This window comes from Vitiosangium sp. GDMCC 1.1324 (assembly GCF_003044305.1).
Lineage (GTDB): Bacteria > Myxococcota > Myxococcia > Myxococcales > Myxococcaceae > Archangium.
On record NZ_PZOX01000011.1, the window covers coordinates 260,379 to 283,232 of the forward strand.

Consider the following 22,854-nt stretch of genomic DNA (forward strand, 5'->3'; position numbering starts at 1 on the left):
CAATCCGGGGCTTCCCTTCGGTGGGCTGGCTCCATGAAGGGAAGCGGGTGATGACCCGGGCTCGACGGGAGAGGTCGCTCCGTCGAGCCCGGTTCCTATCTGGGGCTGTTCGCGTTACCGGCTCACTCCAAGTGGTTCAGAAGGGCACAGCAGTCCGGCCCCTGGGGAAGTACGGCAACCAACAGGCTCGATGCGCGCATGGGGCGTCGAGGCACGGGAGGGCTTACATTGGCGAGCGCGGGGGAGGTCGTTGATTGCACATCGCAGGCGTCCTCGTAGCACTTCACCTGGTGACGGCTGGGCTCCCGGCTCTCGTAGACGAGCACGCGGAGGCTCCTGCGGCCAAGGTCGCGGAACAGCAGGAGGTCGCTCCCCCGCATGAGCACCCCTGGCTCGCCCTGGCGGAAGTGACGGCTCTCAACGGGTTGGTCTGGGCATACGATCGTTTCGTTCAGAAGCAGGACTGGGCCCGGGTGGGTCCTTCCACGTGGGCGGCCGGCGTGAGGAACGGGCTCGTGTGGGACGAGGACGACTTCGCGACCAACCAGTTCCTGCACCCGTACCACGGGGCCTTCTACGCGACCGCCGCGCGCGACAACGGGTTCGGCTATTGGGAATCGGGCCTCTTCGCCCTCATCGGGGCCTTCCAGTGGGAGTACCTCGCCGAGAGAGATGCTCCCTCGGCCAATGACATCATCAACACCACCCTCGGCGGAAATGCCATGGGAGAGGTGCTCTACAGGCTCTCCTCGCTGGCGCTCGACAACGGCGCAACCGGGGGCGAGCGCGTGCGTCGGGAGCTCGTCGCGGGCCTGCTGAGCCCCCTCCGGGGAGTCAACCGGCTCCTCCGGGGCGATGCGTGGAGGCTTGGCCCCACCCCTACCGAATGGCGGCCCTCCCGCTTCGTGCACTCGGTGTCGGGTGGCTGGCGGAGGTTGACGTACGTCGACTCCCCGAACAGTGTGCAGAACGGGGTCGCCATCGATGTCGACCTGTTCTACGGCGACCTGTTCCGCGAACCGGTCCGCCACCCGTTCGATGCGTTCGACGCGAGGCTCCAGCTCGCCTCGGGCACGAGTGTGACGGTGGTGAGCCGCGCCGAGATCCTGGGAGCGCTCGCGGCGCATGCCTTCCTCCGGACGGAGCAGGAATCGTTCCTGCTCGGGGTCGGCCAGGCCTACCGGTACGCCAACAACAGGGCGTACGAGCTCGGAGCGCAGTCGTTCGACGGCGGCCTCTTCTACCGGCGACAGCTCTGGGCGGGCACGGAGGTGCGGGCGAGCCTCCTCCTGCGGGGGGTCCTGCTCGCCGCCATCTCCTCCGAGTACGCCGCGCGCACCGGTCGGAACTACGACTACGGTCCCGGTCTCGGCATCCAGCTCGAGGCGATGTTCTCACGGGGGGACTGGAACATCCTCACCTTTGAGGCAGGCAGTTCGTGGATCCACCCCGTGAGCGGCTCGAACGGCAATCACTTCGTCCGTTTCGGCCGGCTGAAGCTGGATGTCCCCGTGTACGGTCACTGGGGGCTGGGCGGGGCCTTCGACCTCTTCGTGCGCGAGAGCCATTACGAGTCCCTCGGAGATGTCTTCCGGCGCAGCCCCCAGTTCCAGGTGTTCGTGTCGTTCCACTGACGTGGGCCCTACGTGTCGCCAGAAACGGTGGATACCGCCGGGCCTGCCTGCACACCACCGCGCCGCCCCTCTTCGTCGCCTACAGAGAGGGGCGGGAGGCCGGGCGCTTCATTCGACCTTCGGGAGCAGGCCGGCGAGCCAGCCCGTCAACGCGTCCGAGTCCGTGTCGATCAGCCCGAAGTGGTATCCGAGCTCTTCGGGATCATGGGTCGGCGAAACCGTGAGGTACGGCTTGTACGTGACCTTGTCCCTCCCGTTCTTGGCCGCGAGCTGCTCCGAGAGGATCTTTGTGAGGGCCGCGTTCACGCGCTTGTCCGGGATGGCCTGAGAGATCCGGATCGGCGCCTGGATGTCGAGGTTCGGGTGCATGGCCACGAACTGATTGAACAGCGAGGCCCTGCTCGTGCTCTCCTCGGACCGGAGGAGCTGCTTCCCCGTCAAACCGCCCCAGGATTTCGGATGGCTCAGCCCCACCCGGCACCGATCCTCGACATGGGGGTACAGCGCGAGGGACTCTGGCTTCAACACCTCTTCCAGTTTGATGCTCGGATCCCCGGCGATGGCTCCGGTGACGAACAGGGCGACGAAGGCGTTGCCGCCATCCGGTTCATCCTTCTGGCAGGCGAGCTCGACGAGCGTTCCGATCGCGGAGGCGGGGGCCAACGCCGCCACGCCGCGCAGGGTGAGCTCCCGTGTCCATTCCGGCGCGTAGTGCGCGCCGAACAGCGCCGCCTGACCGCCCTGGGAGTGGCCGACGATGGCGAACTGGTCGGAGAGCTCCGGGTGGAGCTGGCGCGCGGCACGCACGATGTCGAGGATGCCGCGGGCCTCGGACTTGCCGAGCAGGTAGGGGTGAGGACCCTCGGTGCCGAGGCCCTCATAGTCGGTCATGACGACGGCCCAACCCTGGTCCAGGAACTTGTTGAGCAGGACATGTGGGAAGGCGTTGTAGGGATGCGCCTGTTCGCCCTCGACGTCACGTGACGGCGCGCAGCGGTCGGCGCTGCCCACGGTTCCATGCGCCCAGCTGATGACCGGGTAGCCGCTGTCGAGGGGCGCCTTCTTGGGCAGGGCGATGATGCCCGAGACGGCGATGGGTTTGCCGTGAACGCTCTCCGAGAGATACACCACGAGCTCGTTGCTCCGGGCGGAGGAGAGGCCGGCCAGACTGTTGCTGTCCAGGTCGCGGTACCAGATGACGTCGCCATGTGTGCCCTTGAGCATGGACGCGGGAGGGCGATAGGCGGCCAGTCCCTCGGGGGCTTTCGGCGGTCTGGCTGTGGCGGAAACGGTCATGATTGGCTCTGGGCGGGTGGGAAAGAGATGGACGAGGGCGGGTCACGCCCTCAGGGAGTGACTTCCCGCTTCAGCCTCGAGTCCCACGGGCACCAGTGGCCGTTTCACCTCTGTGGGATGGACGCTTCGTGGTTCTCGTGGCGCTCTCGCCTATAGCCGCGGGTGCCGGAGAAGGTCCATTCAGCGCTTGGTGAATTGACACATAGGATGCATTGCCTCCGGCGATGGGACTCGCGGGTCGCGGCGCCCGCTCTTTCCCACGAGGAGGGGCTACACACCCGCCGCCGCTTCCACCCCACCGGCGACGCGCTCCTCTCGTGAGACCCGGAGCGCGCCGTGCCGCCGGAAGAGCATCCACCCGAGGCCAACGGCCAGGAGGGTCCACGAGACGGAGTCGGCCCACGCGCTCCCGAAGCGCTCGCCGGAGGCGAGGCAGAGGGCGCCCATGTGCCACTTGCCCGAAGCGAGGAGGACCGCCTGGTTGGTGCCGGTGTGGAGACCCGATGCAAGCCAGATGTCGCGAGTGAGGAGGTAGGCGAGGCCGAAGACGATGCCGGCGAGGGTGCGGCTGTAGAAGGCGCCGAGGCGGAAGGGCTCGTCGGCGAGGTGGAGGGCGGCGAAGAGGAGGGCGGGAACGAGGAGGCGGAAGAGGCGCGCGCGGTGCCGGAAGAGCTGGAAGGGGACGGCGCGGCTGGTGGCCTCTTCGACGATGCTATTGGCGGTGAGGGTGACGGTGCCCAGCGCGAGCATGCCGAGGATGCCGGTGACCTCGAAGCGGGAGAAGAGGGTCTCGGTGATTCGCATCTGGCCGGAGGCGAGGGAGACGAACAGGGGCCACCCGGCCGTGATGAGGCCGAGCGTCAGGCCCACCAGGTAGTGCCCGAGACCGCGGACTCCCGGCACGAGCCCGAGCGCCGGGGCCTCGGGGCCGGCGACCTTGCGGTACACCCATACCGAGACGCCGATCATGGCCGAGAAGAGGACGAGCATGCCCACGAACTCGACGGGGCCCATCATGTCCTTGCCGCCGTGGATGCTCTTGCCCGTGAGGAGGCGCGCGCCCTGGAGCAGGACGACGGCCAGGATGAACACCAGCACCTGTTGGAGGAGGAAGGCGAGCCAGTCGTGACGGCGGAAGAAGGCGAGCACGGAGGTGGCGAGCCTGCCGAAGCGGGACGACGAGAACATGGGGGGAAGCTCCTCGGGGGAGGGCGGGCGGATTCCACCTTCCCCACGGAGCACGAACGGGCTCCCGAGCGATTGCCCGGGATTCAGCGTCCAATCGATCACCACCCTGAGTGTGGGTTCTGTCGACCCATCCACCTGGAGCCAGGTTCGCACCTGCCGTGGGCAATCCCAGACGCTGGCCGCGCACCGGGGCCCGCGACAGAAGCGTTGAATACAGTGCCTGTAGATTCCTCAGCTCTTGCGCAGCCAGAGCGAGCGGGGCCCGCGCAGGAAGAACGAGTCGCCGTAGTCGACGCGCTCGGGCTGGCGGGGCGCGAAGCCATCAGCCCCAGCACGGGCGAGTCGTAGCGCAGCGTCTCCTCGACCACGGCGGCGCAGGCCTTGAGCGAGGGGTTGCGCCGCAGCTCTTCCAATATACGAAATCCGGAAATGCCAGTCCAAGTGGAGTAAGCGGGAGGGCGGGCAGGAGCCCTGTCGGATGTCCGGGAGACAACAGACCGATGGCCACGCCGAATGCCGCTGCTCTGGGAACCAGGACGAGCGCCCGGTGATGCGGCTCAACCCCGCGCTCACCGAGGACGCCCAGACGCTGCACTTCGAGTTTCGCGCGCTCTTTCCGAGGGTCTACTGACCACCCTCGGGGCTGATGAGGTTCAGGATGTTTCCGTCGGGGTCCTTGAACCAGGCGACCTTCATCCCGGACGAGACGTGGAGCTCGCCCTCCAGCCGCATGCCGGGCATGTCGTAGTGCTCGAAGGTGACGCCCTTGGACTGGAGCTCCTTCACCACCTCCTCGATGTTGCTCACCGTCCAGGTGACGGCCGTGGCCTGGTTGGTGCCCGCGTAGTCCGAGCGGTAGACGTTCACGGTCGAGTTTCCGCTCCGGTACACGACCAGCTCGCCGCCCTCCTCGTGGACGGGCTTCAACCCGAGCGTCTCCTCGTAGAACTTCCTCGCCTTGCTCAAATCCCTCACCGCGAGGTTGGCGACCGCGTCCTGCGCGGCGAGGGGCTCGTCCGTCGGTTCCCTCGAGACGCGATCACGGCCGAAGGGGTCTCCGACGAGGGATTCGGTGTGCAGCGCGCACCGCCATTTTCCGTCTCGGCGCACCCACGTCGACGCGTCCGCGGCCTCGAGGGTCAGCGGTTGTCCCTCGACCTTCATTTCCTCCTTCACCTTGTAGGCGACGACTGCCACGTCGGGGCCGAGGAAGCGCACCGAGGGTTCGCCGAGGAGCTCGTAGCGGTGGAGCTGCCACCGCTCGCTCTTCAGCATCTGCGCGAACTGGTCGCGCTCGATGCTCGCGTATCCCTGTGACCCGGTGACCACGCAGCGCTCGTCCGTCAATTCCAGCGCCGTGTCGACATCCTGCTCCTGGATGGCCCGCCAGTAGGCGTGCTCGAGGTTGATGATCTCCCGCTCGCTCTGTGCCTGTTCCATGATCTCCTCCCCGGACCCGTCACGATTGGCACGGGAAGCTCTGGAGGGAGGAGGCCGTCGAGCGAGCCCTCGCAGCGCAAGCCGGAGTCGGCGGAGGCTTCTCGCGACAACTCCGTTGACACTCACCGCCCGGACAGCCCTCGTGAAGATTTCCCGGCTGCCTGGATTGACGCGTCAACGCCTGGGATTGGCACTGGATTGACGCGTCAACGTCCGAATTGACGCGTCAGTCTTTGCTTCTCAAATATTAGTCAAAAATAAATGTTTGCCTTTGTGGTCTTTCGTCATTTACCTTGCTTGTCCGTGAGGGGCTCCGTGCCCCGGGGGACCGAATGAGCACGACATTCAAGATCCATCCTGCTATCGGCATTGCACGCGTTGGAAACAGCCAGGACTACTATCTGGCACCCGTGACCGCGGGGGGGCTACCGCTCGAGCAGGATGGCACGACACACGTCTCCCGATTCCGTGACGATGCGGGAGGCATTCGAAGGCAGGCGGCCCGATTCCAGATCTACGCCTATGACTCCACGAGCCCGAACGGGCGGCCCGTTGGGCCAGGGCTGTCCAACATCAAGGACATCCAGTGGACCGTGCACCTGGCCAACAAGAAGTCCTCCTGGTACGAGTTCCAGCAACTCACGGGCTCGGACGGCAACCACACGGGCCAGCCGCTGAGAAACCCCAGGACCCTGGGGCAGGGCCGCAACCAGCTCATCATCGACCCCGGCCCCCAGACCATTTCCTGCCTGGGCATCAACTCGACACCGCAGCAGGCCCACTTCGCCAAGGGCCAGGGCCCCTCCGGCTATACGCAGACCTTCCCCCCCACGGGTCTGATCCCCGAGGGCAATGACATCACCACCCTGGGGCAGATCTCCGCGGACAGCAGTGGCTACCTCTATGTCCTGGGCGGCCTGGGCCGCTCCGGGTGCTCCGTGGCGTATGACCTCACCGCTGCCGTGCTCTCCCGCATGCGCAAGGACGAGGCGATTCCCCCGTCCGTCGCCGACCAGCTGACGCCGATCGTGGACATCGGTTACCAGAGCCAGGAGGACTTCGAGGCGGCCATCCGGATGGCTCTCGGTCCCGCCAACTACGCCGAATACAACCCCATCATCCAGCAGTACGCCTACCCCCAGCCCCGCATCGACGCCTACGCCAACAACAACTTCTGGTGGGATGACACCTCTGACGGCCCCATCACTGCGAAGGTAATCCTGGAGGGCGACGTGACGGTGGACGTGACGCCCTCGTGGGTGCTGGTCGCTCCGCCGGCCTATGCCCCGCAGATGCTCAACATGACCACGCTGTACGACACGATGTACGACGTGTTCGTACGCAACCAGGGCTACAACCCGAACCTCTACAATCCCAGCACGCAGGAGTGGAACAGTCAGTACAAGCCGAACTTCAAGGCCGAGATCCTCCCCATCCTGAGCCGCCCTCCCGACTACCAGTGGGCCGCCAATATCAACTCGCAGGGAAACTCCGGACACAATGCGCTGGAGCTGCCCGATGGGAGTCCCTCCGCGTTCTTCGACTTCATCCGGGAGCCCGGGGATGAGAACACCGTGTCGCCCGGGCTGATGCCAAAACTCGCGGGCGACAACCCCATCTCCTCGGTCATCCCGAGCAAGTACATGACCCTGACACGAACCCAGTACTTCATCCTGGGCCAGTTCAGCCAGTATCAGTACGACACCTCGGAGCCGGTGGACTCCTCGGGGCCTGGAGAGCAGTTGGATCGCGCTGTCCTGGCGAACTGCGTCGGAGGGCCGTTCTGCCCGGGGATTGAGATGACATGGGTTTCCCGGAGCCTGGCCATCTACAGCGAGCCGTTCCGGATCAAGCCCAAGCCGGCCAGCGGCAATGGCCTCCAGTGGGACACCGAGCCGACGGAGGGCAAGGGGCTCGAACCAGGGGACGTCACCAAGTACATGGCGCTGCCCTGGCAGGCGGACTTCAACGAGTGCTCGGACCAGACCGTCGACAGCACCACCATCTGGTGGTGGCCTGCTCAGCGTCCCTACTTCGTCTCCTACAAGAAGGCAGATGACACGGTGGAGCAGGGGTTCTGGACCCGCCCGGAGGGCAGCCAGTTCGAGAAGGATGAGACGATGGTCTACAACTGGAAGAGCCTCGGCTTCCTCCTCCAGCAGGCGGGAACTCCCAAGTACCTGGAGGTGCAGCGTCAACCTCTGGCGAAATCGAACACGGAAGACTGACCGTGGACAGGGCACGTCATGATGTCGCCGTCCTCGGTGGCGGTCCCGCGGGCACGGCGGTGGCCCTGGCGCTTCGCAGGCATACGGGCCACTCCGTGGCGTTGATCGAGCGCTCCACCTACCAGGAGCCCCGGCTCGGAGAGACGCTGCCTCCGGACAGTCGGACGCTCCTGGCGAGGCTCGGTGTCTGGGAGGCGTTCCTCCAACAGGGTCATCTGCGCTCGGGCGGAACGTGCTCCAACTGGGGGAGCGAGACGCTGGGGTACAATGATCACCTCCTCTCCCCGTGGGGCCCGGGGTGGCATCTGGACCGGAGGCGCTTCGATCTGATGCTGGCCGAGGAGGCGGCCCGGCGCGGCGTGGACCTGTACACCTCCGCGGCGCTGGCGGGATGGGAGCACCTCGAAGAGGGAGGCTACCGGCTCCACGTGCGGAGGCCCGGGGAGGGTGGACCCACTACCTGCCTCCATGCCCGGTTCGTCGTGGATGCAACGGGCCGGCGTGCCGCCTTCGCGACGGCCCGGGGCGCCAGGCGGCTCACCCTCGATCGGGCCTTCAGCCTGTATGGCTTCTTCCACGTTCGGCCAGGGCAGATGTTCGACGCGTACACGCTCGTGGAAGCCCGCGAGGAGGGATGGTGGTACTCCGCGCTCCTGCCCGGGGGAAGGGTCGTGGTCGGGCTGGTAGGGGATGGCGAGTCGCTCCGGGGCCTGAAGCCAGGCCATCCGGAGCCGTGGCTGGCCCTGCTCGAGCGGGCCCCGGCGACGCGGCGGAAGCTGGATGCCTGCGCCTTCACCGGCGAGACGCTGCTGTCGCTTCCGGCCAACATCGCCCGGCTGGACCGGATGCGCGGAGAGGACTGGCTCGCGGTGGGAGACGCGGCATGCACGTATGATCCCCTCTCCTCCCAGGGCATCTCCCAGGCGCTTCGCTCCGCCCTGCTCGCCGCCGAGGCGCTGCGCCGGCACTTCCGTGGCGAGCCGGGTGCCCTGAACTCCTACGAAGACACCTTGCAGAGACAGTTCCAGGCTCATCTCCATACCCGGGCCCGGTACTACCGGATGGAGCGGCGCTGGCCCACGGCCCCTTTCTGGAGCCACCGCGAGCAGGTGCCAGGGCAGGGCTTCGCGCGGGCGCGATGAACCATTTCCACGAATGAGCAGGAAGGACGCATGAAAACAGGACGCCATGGAAAACTGCGGCTCTCCCTTGCCGCCGCGGGCGCGCTCTCGCTGGCCTTCGGGCTCGCGGTGGGTGCATGCACCTCGGTGGACAGGAGCATCGTCAACCCGGACCCGGAGACGCTGGCCGTCAGCGCGTCCAATGGGTACCTGTCTCCACCCTATCCGGTGTTCCCTCGCGGCAACACCCTGATGCAATCCCTGCCGGACAGCGACTCCCAGGTGCGGCAGTTCCTGAGCTTCTACGGCGGGGTGAGCGGGGTCTCCTTCCCCGACCTGATGCGCGACTTGCTGGTGCGACTCCCGAACCGCAACCTGGACATCGCGCACAACGGGTTGAACGTGTCATCCGGCGACTTCAACTCCTCGCTGGTGTGCCAGTCCTGCCACGATGGTGACTGGAAGGCCTCGGGGACGGACGTGGGCAACATGATGTTCTGGTCACAGCCCTCGGTGCAGGACCTGTATCCGAACCCACCGCCCAACTCCCTGGCCGCCAACTGGTCCCTCTTCGGGGACTGGAGCGCCTCTATCAAGGCCCTGGCCGCACGAGATCCCATCTTCCTCGCCCAGGTGGAGAACACCCGCAACCTGTCTCCCAACCAGCCCGAGCAGGTCGACAACCTCTGCCTGCGCTGCCACTCCCCCCTGGGCCAGCGTCAGGCCCAGAGGGACGGCAACCTCTTCAGCCACTACATGCTGTACTCGACGCCGACCGGCTCCAATTACAACAATCCGTTCCCCGAGCAGCCTTACGCGCATTCGAAGTACTCGGTGTATGGCGCGCTGGGCCGGGATGGCGTCTCGTGCAGCAGCTGCCACTCCACGTCGCCGGCCGGGGGCCTGCCCTGGAATGGCACGGACTACACCGTCTTCTACGGCAGTGACACCCAGAGCGTGTACGGGAGCGGGGTCTCCAACCGCCTCAAGGATCTGGGCGATACCACGCAGCCGCCCCCCTTTCCCTTCACGTCCTCCATGAACACCCGGCCGGGCACGGTCGTGGCGCCCGACTCGGATCTCAACATCGCGCCCATGGCCGCCGCGGGGCTGAGCCTGGAGACGGCCACCACCCAGGGCTCGAGTCAGCCCTACCTGCGGGATGCGACCATCTGCGGCTCGTGCCACGTGGTGGTGCTGCCGAAGGTGCCCGACAAGTACAGCAGCTCGCTGACCATCCAGCAGGCGCTGTCCCGAGGCGGCTACTCCAAGCCCGCCAGCTGCCCCCCCAGCCAGACGAACTTCACCGGGAACTTCCTCACGGACCCCTGCGTCGCGCTGGCGTACGAGCAGACGACCTATTTCGAGTGGCTCAACAGCAGTTACGCCACGCAGACCGCCTCCTGCCTGACGTGTCACATGCAGCTGGGGACCCAGACAGACACGACCGCCGGAAGCCTGGACGTGGCGCAGGTGAACGGAGATCTGACGAAGTTCTACGGGAGTGACACCGGGCTCACCCCGCGCCAGTACAACCGCCACACGCTGCTGGGCATCAACCTCTTCGTCCATGAGATGTTCCAGCAGTTCCCGGACATCCTGGGCATCGAGTACTACCTGAAGGATGGCTCGCTCATCCCTCCATACCTCCAGGATCTTTCCATCCTGAACAAGACAGGGAACCTCGTCCTCAACCCGGGCGCGGAGAGCGGGAATGCCAATGGCTGGGTGGCGGAGGGGAGCCAGATCCAGGCGGTGCGGAGCGAGCAGGGGTCCATCAATCCCAACCATGGGCAGTACTTCTTCACAGTGGGAGGAAACAGTGGCGGAAAGGTGACCCTGAGCTTCGACGTGTCCCAGTATGCCGACATCATTGGCCAGGGGGATGGCACCGTGAGTGTGACCTGGGGAGCCGCTTCCTATTGTTCCACCGGCAATCCCTGCCCGGCGCTCGTGCTCTCGCAGGACTCGGGCGGCGGTAGCCAGCTCGTGAACAACACGCCAGGGACGTGGACCGCTCTGCAGGGAGCCCTGTCCCTCTCCCGGGGGACTCGCAACCTGACCCTCACCCTGCCGAATGGCAGCAGGGTGGATGATCTGTTCCTCGCCCTGCAGTTCCCGGTGGGCTCCGTCGCGTCGCTCAAGGACGCGAAACGGCAATACGCCGTCGCCCAGAACCTCCTGAACGCCGAGCAGTCCATCCTGGACCTGGCCGTCAATACGTCGAAAGGCGAATACAATCCGAAGGTACCCGCGATGAAGGCGTACGTGAGCCCGCCGACCGTGTCCGGCTCGAACCTGAAGGTCGACGTCACCCTCACCAACAACGTGGGCCACAAGTTCCCCAGCGGCGCCGGCTTCCGGCGGGCCTTCATCCAGCTCGAGGTGCTCGACGGAGGCGGAAATGTCCTCTGGGCCTCCGGACAACCCAATCCGTGGGGAGCCATCTGTGACGGTGTCTGCAATTCCGATGGCGGCAACTACCTGCCCAGCGAGTTCACGACCAATCCCCAGGCGCTCCAGCCCCACTACCAGGTCATCACCCGTCAGAGTCAGGCGCAGATCTACGAGGTGCGGGTGGTGAACGACTACAATCAGCTGACGTCCACGGAGCTGCAACAGTTCAAGGTGGTGAAGGACAATCGCATCCTGCCCCTGGGGTGGGTCCCCCCGTCCAGCCGCAAACCGAGCGAACAACTGCTCGGACTCAACCTCCAGCAGCTGGCCGCGCTCACCGAGCCCGAGAGCAGCGTGTTGGGGAACAACGACACGAGCATCACGGACGATCCCGACTACACCGCGGCGCATGCGCCGGGAGTCGATCACATCACGTACCAGATCCCCCTGTCCGCGGTGAGCGGCTGGCAGTCGGTCCGGGCCCGGGTGAACTACCAGACCATCCCCCCCTCCTATCTGTCCGCGCGGTTCAAGGAGGCGCTGTTGGATGGCACTGGCAAACCCACCACTCCGGGGCCCGCGATGTCGCGGATGATCTACATGACCAGCCGCCTCAACACGCAGACCGGGCTCAAGTACACCCCCACCCAGCAGAGCCAGCCGGTCGACTTCATGAACAACTGGACGATGGTGCTGGGCGAGTGGACGCAGTCGGCCAACTGAGCTTCGCGGCTCCCTTCACACCGGAAGCACCCCACTGGAGAACAGACATGTCAGAGACCGAGAATCTGATCGACATCCTGGTCGTCATCGACGCGGAGAGCGTCATGCAGCAGTTCACGCCGAGCTCCGACGCGGGGAAACCCACGTCCATCGGGTCCAACCCCAACCTGATCTACATGTTCGTGAAATGGGATGAGGTGATCAGTGGAGATGCCTCCTCGGGCCTGAGCGTCTCCGTCTCGCCCAACAACATCATCCGCTGGAGGGGAACCTCCCTGGCGCTGAACACCCACTACAGCGTCGTGCTCACCGCCTGCGAGTTCACCCAGGGGCAGAACCTGATCTCATCGCCGGCCCCCATCACTCCCTCGGTGTCCGTCCCGCTTCCCCAACTCAACGGCAATGTGGTCGTCACGAACCCGCTGCCCCTCCAGAACATCCAGGACTTCTATTTCCAGTCCGTGGCCCTGGACACCGGTAAGGTCACCTACACGTTCTCGTTCGCAGTCACGAACAACGACGGCAACGTCCTGGGGTACTTCAAGTGGGATCCCTCCCTCGTGGTTTCTTGAGCCCTCCAGGCCTCACCGATTCGGATCGCTGACTCTCAAAGACATAGGAAAGGCACGACCATGGCCAGCAACGACCCTTTCATCGACATCCTCACCGTCATTGATGCGAAGAGCATCGTGAGCGACTACAGCCCCAACCAGAGCACGAGTGGGTCACCCATCTCCCTCGGAAACAGGGCCAACCAGTACGTCTTCATGCTCGTGAAGCGGAGCGAGGCGGCGAACGGCATCGAGGCGATACCCGAGCTGAACGTCGCCGCCCAGACAGGTGATATCCTCCGCTGGAGGACCAGCTCCCTGACCATGAACACGGGCTACAGCACGCTGCTCTACCAGATGCGCCTCCAGAATAATGGCTCGCCTGGAAATGAGCTCATCACGATCCCAGCGCCATACGAGGGTTCGATCAAGATTCCCAAGCCGGCGCCTGACGGCAATGGGGTGTCGATTGGCTCCCAGCCCTACAAGGACTTCTACTTCCAGTCGACCGCCCAGCGGCCGGGAAAGGTCACCTACCAGCTCTACTTCATGCTCGCGGACAACCAGGGCAAGCCCTTCGGGTACTTCTACTGGGATCCGTTCGTCACGATCACGCAGTCGTGAGTACACGAGCTCGATGACCGGCGGCGCCCTGGCCAGCGCGGTATCGCCCGCCAGCGCGGCAATGGTTGGCCTCGCGCGAGGGGCCCGCCGGTAGCGCCGTGTGTCGCCTGACGTTGGAGGAGTGGACGTTGCCCCCGCTGTGTGGGCGGCGGGGGCGTTCCATCTACCTTCGTCAGCCCGTCCTGGGTGTCTACGCGGGCAGGGTGCCGTTGCCCGTCTGGATGGTGTTCCAGAACTGCTTGACCTTCTGCACGTAGGTGGCGTCACCGGTGCCAGCGGGAATGGCGTTGGGGTTGTTGCGGTCCACACCGTTGGGACCCGAGTTGTAGGCGCGCAGCGCCAGGTCCCAGTTCCCGAACTGCTCCTTCATGTCCTTCATGTAGAAGGCGCCCGCCAGGATGTTGGTCTCGGGGTCCGCGAGGTTCTTGCCCGCCAGCTCCGGGTGCTTGGCCTGCAATTCCCCGAAGGTGTTGGGGTTGACCTGCATCAGACCCGTGTCCGTCAGGCCGTTGCCGCCGTTGATGGTGGTCGCGCTCAGGTTGCCGCGCGACTCCTGCCAGATCTGCCCGGCGATCATGGCCGCGGGCACTCCGGCCTTGGCGGCGGCCGACTCGATGGCGTTCTTGTACTGGCCCAGGGCCGGGGGAAAACCGGAGCCCAGCTTGGCGTCACCCGAGGCGCTGACGGAGCCGGAGTCCTTGGGGGTGGAGGGGCTGGACTCCACGGGGGCCTGCTGGGCGGGGGGGACGATGCCGCTGTTGCCCGAGGGGGCGGATGGGGCGGTCGGAGCTGCGCTGGCGCCACCGGCCGGCTGAACGCCACCGGTCTGCGGGGCGGCCCCAGCGGCGCCCTGGACCATCTGCTGCTGCTGCTGAATCATCTGCTGCAGCTGCTGAAGCTGCGTCTGCACCTGGGCCTGCACCATCTGCTGATAGGCCTGGATGATCTGCTCCTGCTGCTTGCCCGCGTCGAGGCCCTGCAGCCCCTGGAGGAACTGGGTCCACTGAGCGCCGCTCTGCGGGCCCGCGCTGAAGCTGTCCTTCTGCATGTCCAACGAGCCCGTGCGCTTGGAGCTGGTCTCCAACGGAGCTTCGGACTGCCTGGCGGTCTGCACGCCGCCCACGCGGGCAGCGGAGATGTCCTGCGTGGGGAGGCGAACGGCGAGGTCACGAGAGGAGATGGGCGAGGTCATGGTCGGGGTCCATTCGAGGCAGTGGAGATGTCCTGCCCTGAAGCAGGACGCATGCCAGCGGCGCCTCGGCTCCTGGAGCGCCCGAAAAGGGCCGTTCTTCCTCGAAAACGGCCCTGGAGAGGGGTGTTCACCCCTCGATTCGGATACTCGGGGACTGGTGACTGCCGTTCTTCCTGGTGACTGGAGTCACCACTCCCGGTCTTCCTACATGTCCGAGGGCATGCAGAAGGCCTGTCCACCGTTCACCTGGTCGTGCCGGCACGTGTGCAGATCCTTCGAGACGGGCAGCTCGTAGATGTACTGGAGCACGTCTCCTCCGGACGACACCGCCACATCGCTCGCCTGCGACTTGCCGGGCTCGATGAACATGGTGCTGTACTTCACCTTCCCTGTCTTCGACACCTGGATGGCCGTCGCCGGCTCGGGCGGAGGCGCCACCACCGAGCGCGTCTGGTAGCGCGTGTAGCCGGTGGTCTTGTCGAGGAAGGCCACCGCGCAGTTGGGGGCGCCGGAGATGTAGTCGCCCTGGAAGAGGCGGGCCTGGTTGGTGGACGTGCTCGAGCAGGGCCCGCTGCTGGTGGTGGTCGACGGGAACATGGCGTTCCAGATGGCGCAGCTGGCCAGCACCGCCGAGCCGCTGGCCGTCTTGTGCTCCAGTCCCTCGTACTCGTAGAACCAGCCGGCGTCCTGCGGGCCCGACACCAGCTTGGTGCCGCACGTCATTCCGCTCGCGCACGTACAGACGCCCAGGGCATTGCACTGCACGTTCGTCACGTTGACCAGGTTACCCGTGCCAGACGTATTGCCGGTATCCGTCAGCCGCCGCGCATCGAAGTCCTTGGCCACGTTGGCCGACCCACCGCCCATGTCTTCGTCGAACGTGTGCTCCGGCATGTTCGCGGGACCGCCATAGACCCAGACGCCGTAGAAGCGGTTCTTGCCGAGCGTGCTCGAGGTGCTGGAGACGTTCACATCCAGGTCGCTCATGTTCAGCGGGTTGCCCAGGTCGGACGACAGGCGGCAGTCGAAGGTGGAGCCCGACGAGTCCTGACCGCACAACACCTGGGGGCGGGAGAAGTCGTAGCTGGTTGTTCCGGAGCCACTGGGCGAGGAGCACGCGGAGGCGTTGCGGGACTCGAACTCGGCCTTGAGGTACGTGTTACCCGGTGAGCCGCAGTAGTCGGTGGGCGACGAGCCACTGAAGGCGGTATAGCGGCCGAGCTTGTAGGCGCGATCCGTCCACTCGTTGCTCAGCCGCTGGTAGTCCGTGCCGCGCGTCGTCTTGTAGGCCACCTGCGTCTGGGTGCACCCCAGCTTGGAGCACGTCTGCGGGTTGTCGAAGCGGCAGGTGCCGGCGCTCTTGTCGAGCAGCGAGTAGCGGTTGCCCGTGCCCACGTAGGCGCGCAAGGCCTTGTTGCCCGGCTGCACCGCCAGCGAGGACATGTAGTAGTAGGGCGAGCGGGAGCGGATGCTGTTGGAGCTGCCCACGGCCACGCCATCCCGGTCCATCGAAAAGGAGCGTGCGCCACTCCAGTTCCTGACGAGCTTGGTCACGTTGTCGACCACTCCCGGCTGGTAGAAGCGCAGCGTCCAGAGTTGGCCGCCCAGGTCTCCCACCACCCCGGTGTCGAAGAAGCCGTCGAAGCCCGCATTGCCGTTGGCGCCGTAGTCCGCCAGGGCCACTGGGGCCACGATGCCGTACGTCATGGCCTTGCGCGGATCATCCGGGTTGGTGGGGGTGCCGCTGGAACCGGGGTCCACGAACTCCCACTTCCACAGCAGGTTGTCGCGGCGGCCGTTCACCGTGCCGTTCCACACGTCCACCATGTAGATGCCGCGCCCCTTCTCGCCGCCGGGAGACCAGCCTCCCGACAGCATCGCCACCCAGCGCTCCACGCTCTTGGGCCCGTTCGGGCCATGGCGCTCCTGCCCCTTGTTGGACTGCAGCAGCACGGGGCCGATGGGCGGCGGCTTGGGGCTGAGGCTCAGCAGCGTCTTGCCGAAGCGCTGTGCCTCGTCCGTGCACGGCTGCGGGAACATCCAGCGGAAGGCGGGCGCCTGCGCATCGGTCGTCGCCGTGCCATTCACCAGCCACTTCAGCTCCAGGGCGAAGTAGTGGATGCCACCGCGTCCCTCGGACACCACGGCCACGGTGCGGTACTCGTCCCAGTTCTTCTGGCCGTCCCCATTCGAGTCCGCCCAGATGTCGCGGACCATGATGTCGCCATCGACGAGGTAGGCGTGGCCCTGCAGCAGCTCCTGCAACCGCGGGAGCGCGTCCGGAGGGATGAAGGCCCACTTCTCCTTGCCGCCTTCACCATCCTGGCCCGTGTAGTCGTAGTCGCACGTCTTGGCGTCCTTCAGCGTCCCCTTCCCATCGCTGAAGGCGTGCAGCATGCCATCGTTGGCGCCCACCAGGATGATGCGCTCGCGCTGACGGTTGAGGAACTGGTAGTACTCGTAGGCGTCGCGGGGCTTGGTCTGTGTGGTACCGGTCTCGCACGTGGCGGGTAGCTCCGTGGGTGGAGTGACCATCGGGGTGGCCCCCTGCTTGGCCTGGTCATTGGGGACGGCGTACAGCGTGCGCACGCACTGGTTGCCGACACCGAGATCGCACACGAACTTGTCCGCCGGAGGGTCCACCATCACCGGCGACGAGTGGAAGATGTCGCCCAGCAGGGACGGCCGGGTGTCGAGCCGGTTGCCGTTCACGTTCTCGTCGAAGATGTCCTGCCCGCGCACGTACTGCATGACGAGCGCCGCGCACAGCAGATCATAATCCTGCTGGGTCGTGGGGTTGGCCGGCAGCCCCGCCACGGAGGACAGGCCCGTCGAGGATATCGCTCGCGAAAGGTCCGTCTGCTGGAGCATCTGCATCCGGGTCAGGAGGAGGCCCGGCTTGTAGGTGGTTCCAGTCCCAGTAGGGCACAGCGGTGCCCCGCCCACCGCCAGGTATTGGCGCAGCTGGCCCAGATTGGTGAGCGTGAAGGGGATGACCGCGTCGTACTGGTTCAGCATTCCATCCTGGTTGCTGTCCGTGACCGTCAGGATGTTCCGGCCCGAGTGCGTGGTCTCGTACAGCCGGGTGCTCGCCTCCCAGTAGGCGGTGGCGGTGTTGCCGAGGAGGGGCGTGCCGTCGGGGTTCTGGCCCACCACCTTGCGGTAGGTGCTCGAGCCGTCATCCGCGATGACGCTCCCATCCTTGTCGACGAGCAGCACGTCCGAGCGGTCGCCGTCGCCGTTCTTGTCCTGGTCCTCGACGAACTCGTTGAACAGCCGGTAGCGGAACAGCTTGCCCGTCCAGGCGTCGTTCTTGGAGGGCAGCATGCGCGGGACGATCGCCGTCAGCGCCTCGCTCTGGGTCTGCAGAGTGCTGATGGCCGACACGGAGAAGGACGTGTTGCGCGCGTAGATGTCGTCCACAATGGAGAGGATAGAGCGCTTGAGCTCGCTGGTGCTGCGGGCCGAGAAGAACTTGCCGCCGCCCACCTGGGCCGCCGTGCGCAGCAGCGCGTTGTTGGCCGCGTTCTCGGAGAAGCCAATGGTGTACGTGGCCACGCGCTGCTGGCCCGCCATGTCGAAGCGCAGGTCCTTCTCCCACAGGAATTTGGCGACCTTGTGCAGGTTGCTCGTCTTCGTGGGGTCGGGGAAGCAGCCATCGCAGCCCACCGGGTCACTGGTGATGGCGGAGGGCAAGGCAGTGACCACGTCGCCCTCTTCCTGGAAGTTACCGTCCGTCAGAAGGATGATGGCGTTGAAGCCGCACTCGAAGCACACCGCGTCCGTGAGGTTGAAGTTGCTGCTCGTCGGGTGGGCGCCCAGGTAGGTGGAGAAGGGCGTGGGAGCCGTCTTGGACTGGAAGTAGTAGCCCGCCGCGTAGAGCGCATCCGCCAGCGGGGAGGCGCAGCCGCCCCATCCCAGGCCGTTGTTGTTGTTGGCGTTGACGTTGGTCAGGTCGTTGAGCAGCGAGTTGCGGTTGTTCTCCACCGCGCTGCTGTCCAGCGGGTAGGACTTGGCGCAGCTGGGCCCCGAGGACTGCTCGATGCACAGACACTGGTTGCCGTTGCTCTGCTTCTTGCCCCAGCACGTCTTGGCGGCCCGGGTCTGGTAGCCGAGGACTCCGAGTCGCACCTCGCGCAGGTCTCGCACCACGTCCGCCAGGACCTTGACGGCACCCGAATCGCGCGGCGCGTAGAAGTCCAGGAAGTTGCCCTTCACCCGGCGATTGGTGCTGTCGTAGATGTAGTAGCCCTGGTTGTCCAGACACGCCTGGCAGGTGGACAGGTCGGCCGTGCCAATCCCATTGAGGGACGAGCACGCGGTGGAGGCGCTCGTCCAGGTGGTGGCGGCCGGGGAGCCACCGAAGAGGACGCCGTACCCTTGCGTGGGGGCGTCGTAGTACTTCGTGTTGTCGAACCAGGTGCTGGACTGGCTGTTGATGCCCGTCCACAGGCGGTCGTACTGGGTGTTCTTGTCATAGCCCAGGCCGTTGAGGAACGGGTCCGAGCAGCCCCGCGTGCTGGACCAGGCCGTGGGCCAGGAGCGCATCGACGCCGCGGTGTCCATGATGAAGAGGATGTTGGGAGGACCGCCGGAACGCGAGAAGAACTTTTCGTCGCCGCCCTTGACCGGGTTCATCAGGGCATCCAACCGCGACGTGGTCGGCAGACAGCAGGCAGCCTGATCGATCGCGACCGCGGTGTCCGCCCGGAGCGCGATGGCGCCCACCAGCAACATGACAAGGTTGAGCGACAGCTTGCGGAACATGGCGCCTTTCCTCATAGCCCGTAACGGAAGAGGAACTCGACCTCGGACTCGCGGCCCGAGCCCTCCTGACACTTCACCACCACGCGGTAGTACTGGCCGCCCAGGAAGCCGCCACCGGCCGGAGCGATGTTGACGACGTCGCGCACCTGGCGATCCGAGGCCCCCATCTGCTCCGGGCTCACCAACACCACCGTGGGTTGCGCATCCGCCGAGCCGTAGTGGCCCGTCATCATCGACGTGCGCGCCTGAGGATCCGGATCATCGATGAGCTTGGTGTCCATCAACTGGAAGATCGAAGACGGGCCGTACAGCTTCAGGCGTGACAGCAGGTGCCGGCGCGCCACGTCCGTGCAGGCACTGATGCCATCGCCCCGCAGCTTCTCGGTCGAGGCTTGTCGGTTGGTGGTGGTGAACTGGATGGCCCCCACCACAAGCACCATCAGCACCAGGTTGGCGATGATCGTCAGCATCAGAGCGTTTCCGCGGGGGAAACTCGTCCTCAAGGTCATCTTGGGTATTAACTGTAATCCCATTTCACAAGAAAAGACTAGCCTACCCCCCCCTGGAGCGGGGCTCGCCTTGGATTGGAGCGCGTGGTTTTGAGCCTGGAATTTTGATTGTCAAAACATCCAGGTCCCCTGCCTGGCTGGCCAGCAAATAGGGGCCAGGACAGAAGTGTGTCCCAAGCGGGCTGCGTCCTGGTCACGTTGCGCAAGGTGGCGTGGGGGCCTTCGACGCCACGCTGGGTGAGCTGACCGTTTCGACCTGCGCGTACGGAGAGTGTTGGGCCGCCTGTGACACACCGAGCAGGCTTTCTCCCGAGGGGGTTGTGCGACTTCCGCTCACGCCAGCGCATAGCGGTGATGAAGCGGCCAGGCAGCCACAGGCGTGGAGGCCCACCGAGCCCTACATTGCGGCGGCGCGCGGAGTGGGGGAGAGGGCAATGGAATGCCTCAGTATCGATGAGGTGGTGTTGGAGCGGCGCATCCGCACGCGGGTAAAGACAGACAGGAGAGAGGCTCGCAGCCTGGCGGAGGCGACAGTGTGCAGGTCATCCTGCACCTGGGGGAGATGAAGCGTGTGCGCTGCTGATGCTGCTGGGAGCGGCGGGGGCGAGTCTCGGAATACTCTCAAGCCACTCCCATGATGCCGGAAAGCAGGCTGCTGCCCTTGATGGTGCGGTTCGTTGAACTCCTCCGCGAACAGCCTGTCTTCCGTGAAGTCTTCGGCCCAATATGAGGGGATGCCTCAGGGACTGGGTAGCCGCGCCTGACGCGCGCACTGCGGGGAGCCGGAGCAGATCCACTCCTCGCCGCAGGTACCCGGAGTGCTGCTCCAATAACAAACCTGGTCGCACGCGGACTCGCAGGTGCAGACCTGGGCGCAGGTCTTGCCGGGCGCGAGGTCGAAACTGGCGGCGGCCTCGTCCTCGCGGGCCTCTTGCTCCACGGACTGCGGGGCATCAAGACCCTCGGTGCACGAATAGCCGACCTGGCCGCACGTGTAGATGTGTGGGTTCCCCGGGTAACCCAGCGTGCAGTACTCGCTGCAGAGCGCGTACCCATCACAGACATCCTCGCAGTCCAGCGGAGGCCAGCGCTGCGCCGAGGCGGAGGTCGGGTTGAAGGCGAGGACGGCGAAGGCGACGGCGGCAAGGGTCTTCAGCAACGGGTGCATGATTCCTCCTGAGAATACGGGAAAACAGGGAATCCTAGCACGAGGGCCGCGCAGGCCAGCACGTGAACTTCATCCTCGGCGCGGCGAGGTGAAGTACCCCTGCGTCTTCTCGGATGACTCAGGGCCCGAGTCCTCCACCCGAGGGCCGCAAGTGGGCCACCTGGACGTCCGGGCGCGATTGCCTGTCGATGCCCTCGCTTCCGCCCAACAAGTACACGTGCTCGCCGTGGAGGATGGTGGCGTGGCCCATGCGCCCGGGAGTCAACAGGGGCCGGGCGGTCCAGGCGCCCAGCGTCCCATCGGACTTGACGGGGACGGACTGGAAGAGGTTCGTCTGGTATTTCCCGTCGCTGCCCTGACAGTCCCCGCCCAACAGGTAGAGGTAGCCATCGCGGGTCTCGGCTGTGTGGTAGCCGCAGTTGTAGGGCATGCTGCTGGTGAACCAGATGCCCACGGTGCCGTCCGCTTCGAGCGCCGCCTGATACACGGTGCGGGTGCGGTAGCCGCCAACTGGCATGACTCCGCCGAGGACGTAGAGGGTGCGGCCCACCACGACGGCTGCATGACCCAAGAGCTCCTGCGGGAGCGGGGTGCCGGTCTGCCACACCCCCAGGGAGCCATCGAACAGGAAGCGGCCGATGGCGACCGATTTCTGCGTCCCGCCGGCCGAATCCCCGAGCACATAGAGGAAGCCGTCATGGCTCACCACGGCGGGGTGGTCGAAGAACTCGGGGAGGGCGCCCGCCAGCGACCAGGCACCGAGCGTCCCATCCGAGCGGATATCCGCCATCAGCACCTCCTTCGTCGCCGACCAACACTCCGAGCTGGAGGTGCAGGCCACCCGGCCGCCCACGGCATAGAGACGCCCGCCGAAGACAACCACCCTCACATGGGAGCGCGCGGAGGGCAGGGAGGTGGTGCGGCTCCACTCACCCAGGTCGCCCGACGGGAGGATGGGAGCGAACCACACCTCGTCTCGGGGTCCGTTGGCGGAGCCACCCACGACATAGAGGTAGTCTCCGGCGACCGCGCTGCCGAACCACAAATGGGCCCCTGGCATCGGGGTGGTGGACCTCCACGGTGAGCACTTGCCTTCCGGAGAGGCGAAGTAGCCCTCCGTGCACGAGCCCTCGAGGACACAGCGCCCATCTCCCCCATCCTGGAAGCCCAGGGAGCACTTGTTTTCCGCAACGCACCAGCCGTCACCGCCGTCATGCATGCCGGGCCCGCAACCCGACGTGTCCAGACAGCGCTCGCTGGTGGAGCCCTTGCTGAACAGCTCACCTTGCAACTCCAGGTCCTTGAGGTTGACGGTCAGCTCCGCGAACGTGGGATTCGAGCGGAAGAGGCGGATGGTCCTGTCTGGGAAGGTGATGCGCACCGGGGCTCTGCACGTCGTCTGGGCCTGGTGCTGGGGACTGGAGGTCACCCCCAGGAAGGACCAGGGAGCAAATCCCTCCGGAGCGGTGTAGGTGCCCTCGGCCGAGTCGAGGAAGCCCGGACACGACGAGTCCGCCTTGAGCTCCACCGCCGAGAGACCTCCAAAGGCCCCATTCTCCCCGCGGAACTGCAGCGAAAGCTGGCAGCTGCCCGAGAGGACGACGGACAGCTGGCTCATGCACCCATCCTCTACGGCATCCACGTCCACCTTGTGTGTGCCCTTCACCCAGAAGGGGATCCTCTCGTTGTAGTCGATCGGCGTCTGGCTCGTCAGGACGGAGCCGAAGGCGACCATCCGGGACTCGGAGCAGGAACCCACCTGGTCACAGGAGCACGCTTCATACAGGGTCCCCTTGTCGTTGCAGAGCTTCAGGCCCGCCCGGCCGTCGGCGCACGTGCAGTCGGCGACCTGCCGGGGGACACACGGCCCGGGAGAGGAGCCCTCGGGGACCTCCTCTTCCTCGTTGCTCGGCACACACCCCATGACCGCTCCCATCAACACGAGGATGGGCAGCAACCCTCTACACCCTGAAATCACAGTCCCTCCCAGAGATATGTTCGTCTCTTCGCGCTGTA

Annotated in this window: 15 protein-coding genes; 7 read left to right on the forward strand and 8 right to left on the reverse strand. The window is 65.8% G+C overall.

Annotated features, from left to right (window positions below; translation table 11 throughout):
• Positions 1 to 254 precede the first annotated feature (254 nt).
• The gene (locus DAT35_RS30195) at positions 255 to 1,634 is read left to right on the forward strand and encodes a DUF3943 domain-containing protein (RefSeq protein ID WP_108071392.1); all 1,380 of its coding nucleotides are present in this window, start codon (positions 255 to 257) and stop codon (positions 1,632 to 1,634) included.
• Positions 1,635 to 1,742: 108 nt separating this feature from the next.
• Here DAT35_RS30195 and DAT35_RS30200 read toward each other — a convergent pair whose 3' ends face one another.
• Together DAT35_RS30200 and DAT35_RS30205 are read right to left on the reverse strand one after the other, a co-directional pair.
• On the reverse strand, positions 1,743 to 2,930 hold the full coding sequence (locus DAT35_RS30200; protein ID WP_108071393.1) for a S9 family peptidase: 1,188 nt from the start codon (positions 2,928 to 2,930) through the stop codon (positions 1,743 to 1,745).
• A 270-nt stretch (positions 2,931 to 3,200) separates the two neighbouring features.
• Positions 3,201 to 4,118, reverse strand: a complete 918-nt coding sequence (locus DAT35_RS30205) for a type II CAAX prenyl endopeptidase Rce1 family protein (RefSeq protein WP_108071395.1) — start codon at positions 4,116 to 4,118, stop codon at positions 3,201 to 3,203.
• Positions 4,119 to 4,596: 478 nt separating this feature from the next.
• On the opposite strand from DAT35_RS30205, the gene DAT35_RS59205 reads away from it, so the two are divergent.
• Positions 4,597 to 4,749, forward strand: coding sequence for a hypothetical protein (locus DAT35_RS59205; protein ID WP_158501951.1), 153 nt, complete (start codon positions 4,597 to 4,599; stop codon positions 4,747 to 4,749).
• On the opposite strand, the gene DAT35_RS30215 is transcribed toward DAT35_RS59205, so the two are convergent.
• Positions 4,743 to 5,558 (reverse strand): DUF4440 domain-containing protein, encoded by an 816-nt coding sequence (locus DAT35_RS30215; protein ID WP_108071399.1) that lies wholly within the window; start codon positions 5,556 to 5,558, stop codon positions 4,743 to 4,745. The two genes, DAT35_RS59205 and DAT35_RS30215, sit on opposite strands and share 7 nt — an antisense overlap.
• A 332-nt stretch (positions 5,559 to 5,890) precedes the next feature.
• Between DAT35_RS30215 and DAT35_RS30220 the strand changes: the two genes are divergently transcribed.
• The 5 genes from DAT35_RS30220 to DAT35_RS30240 are packed head-to-tail and all read left to right on the forward strand — an operon-like array spanning position 5,891 to position 13,202.
• Positions 5,891 to 7,786: a LodA/GoxA family CTQ-dependent oxidase gene (locus tag DAT35_RS30220; protein WP_146209948.1), complete on the forward strand. Its 1,896-nt coding sequence runs from the start codon at positions 5,891 to 5,893 to the stop codon at positions 7,784 to 7,786.
• Between the two features lie 2 nt (positions 7,787 to 7,788).
• Entirely contained in the window at positions 7,789 to 8,928 is a 1,140-nt protein-coding gene (locus DAT35_RS30225) for a tryptophan 7-halogenase (RefSeq protein ID WP_108071403.1), read from the forward strand.
• A 30-nt stretch (positions 8,929 to 8,958) separates the two neighbouring features.
• Positions 8,959 to 12,027 (forward strand): hypothetical protein, encoded by a 3,069-nt coding sequence (locus DAT35_RS30230; RefSeq protein ID WP_108071405.1) that lies wholly within the window; start codon positions 8,959 to 8,961, stop codon positions 12,025 to 12,027.
• A 47-nt stretch (positions 12,028 to 12,074) separates the two neighbouring features.
• Positions 12,075 to 12,599: an inclusion body family protein gene (locus DAT35_RS30235; RefSeq protein WP_108071407.1), complete on the forward strand. Its 525-nt coding sequence runs from the start codon at positions 12,075 to 12,077 to the stop codon at positions 12,597 to 12,599.
• A gap of 60 nt (positions 12,600 to 12,659) precedes the next feature.
• Complete coding sequence (locus DAT35_RS30240) at positions 12,660 to 13,202, forward strand: AidA/PixA family protein (protein WP_108071409.1); 543 nt, start codon at positions 12,660 to 12,662, stop codon at positions 13,200 to 13,202.
• A 190-nt stretch (positions 13,203 to 13,392) separates the two neighbouring features.
• Here the strand turns inward: DAT35_RS30240 and DAT35_RS30245 are convergent, their stop codons facing one another.
• From DAT35_RS30245 to DAT35_RS30265, 5 genes are all read right to left on the reverse strand, one after another.
• The gene (locus DAT35_RS30245; protein ID WP_108071411.1) at positions 13,393 to 14,394 is read right to left on the reverse strand and encodes a lytic transglycosylase domain-containing protein; all 1,002 of its coding nucleotides are present in this window, start codon (positions 14,392 to 14,394) and stop codon (positions 13,393 to 13,395) included.
• 204 nt (positions 14,395 to 14,598) lie between these two features.
• The gene (locus DAT35_RS30250) at positions 14,599 to 19,161 is read right to left on the reverse strand and encodes a pilus assembly protein PilY (protein ID WP_108071413.1); all 4,563 of its coding nucleotides are present in this window, start codon (positions 19,159 to 19,161) and stop codon (positions 14,599 to 14,601) included.
• A gap of 11 nt (positions 19,162 to 19,172) precedes the next feature.
• A complete protein-coding gene (locus DAT35_RS30255) occupies positions 19,173 to 19,631 on the reverse strand; it encodes a hypothetical protein (RefSeq protein WP_108071415.1) in 459 nt (152 codons plus the stop codon).
• A 778-nt stretch (positions 19,632 to 20,409) separates the two neighbouring features.
• A complete protein-coding gene (locus DAT35_RS30260; protein ID WP_108071417.1) occupies positions 20,410 to 20,838 on the reverse strand; it encodes a hypothetical protein in 429 nt (142 codons plus the stop codon).
• Positions 20,839 to 20,956: 118 nt separating this feature from the next.
• Positions 20,957 to 22,795, reverse strand: coding sequence for a hypothetical protein (locus tag DAT35_RS30265; protein WP_108071419.1), 1,839 nt, complete (start codon positions 22,793 to 22,795; stop codon positions 20,957 to 20,959).
• Positions 22,796 to 22,854: the final 59 nt, after the last annotated feature.

Excerpts from the sequence above, each read along its gene's own strand:
- DAT35_RS30200 (WP_108071393.1), bottom strand. The coding sequence starts at position 2,930 with ATGACCGTTTCCGCCACAGCCAGACCGCCGAAAGCCCCCGAGGGACTG.
- DAT35_RS30205 (WP_108071395.1), bottom strand. The coding sequence starts at position 4,118 with ATGTTCTCGTCGTCCCGCTTCGGCAGGCTCGCCACCTCCGTGCTCGCC.
- DAT35_RS59205 (WP_158501951.1), top strand. The coding sequence starts at position 4,597 with ATGTCCGGGAGACAACAGACCGATGGCCACGCCGAATGCCGCTGCTCT.
- DAT35_RS30215 (WP_108071399.1), bottom strand. The coding sequence starts at position 5,558 with ATGGAACAGGCACAGAGCGAGCGGGAGATCATCAACCTCGAGCACGCC.
- DAT35_RS30220 (WP_146209948.1), top strand. The coding sequence starts at position 5,891 with ATGAGCACGACATTCAAGATCCATCCTGCTATCGGCATTGCACGCGTT.
- DAT35_RS30230 (WP_108071405.1), top strand. The coding sequence starts at position 8,959 with ATGAAAACAGGACGCCATGGAAAACTGCGGCTCTCCCTTGCCGCCGCG.
- DAT35_RS30235 (WP_108071407.1), top strand. The coding sequence starts at position 12,075 with ATGTCAGAGACCGAGAATCTGATCGACATCCTGGTCGTCATCGACGCG.
- DAT35_RS30240 (WP_108071409.1), top strand. The coding sequence starts at position 12,660 with ATGGCCAGCAACGACCCTTTCATCGACATCCTCACCGTCATTGATGCG.
- DAT35_RS30245 (WP_108071411.1), bottom strand. The coding sequence starts at position 14,394 with ATGACCTCGCCCATCTCCTCTCGTGACCTCGCCGTTCGCCTCCCCACG.
- DAT35_RS30250 (WP_108071413.1), bottom strand. The coding sequence starts at position 19,161 with ATGTTCCGCAAGCTGTCGCTCAACCTTGTCATGTTGCTGGTGGGCGCC.
- DAT35_RS30255 (WP_108071415.1), bottom strand. The coding sequence starts at position 19,631 with ATGCTGACGATCATCGCCAACCTGGTGCTGATGGTGCTTGTGGTGGGG.
- DAT35_RS30260 (WP_108071417.1), bottom strand. The coding sequence starts at position 20,838 with ATGCACCCGTTGCTGAAGACCCTTGCCGCCGTCGCCTTCGCCGTCCTC.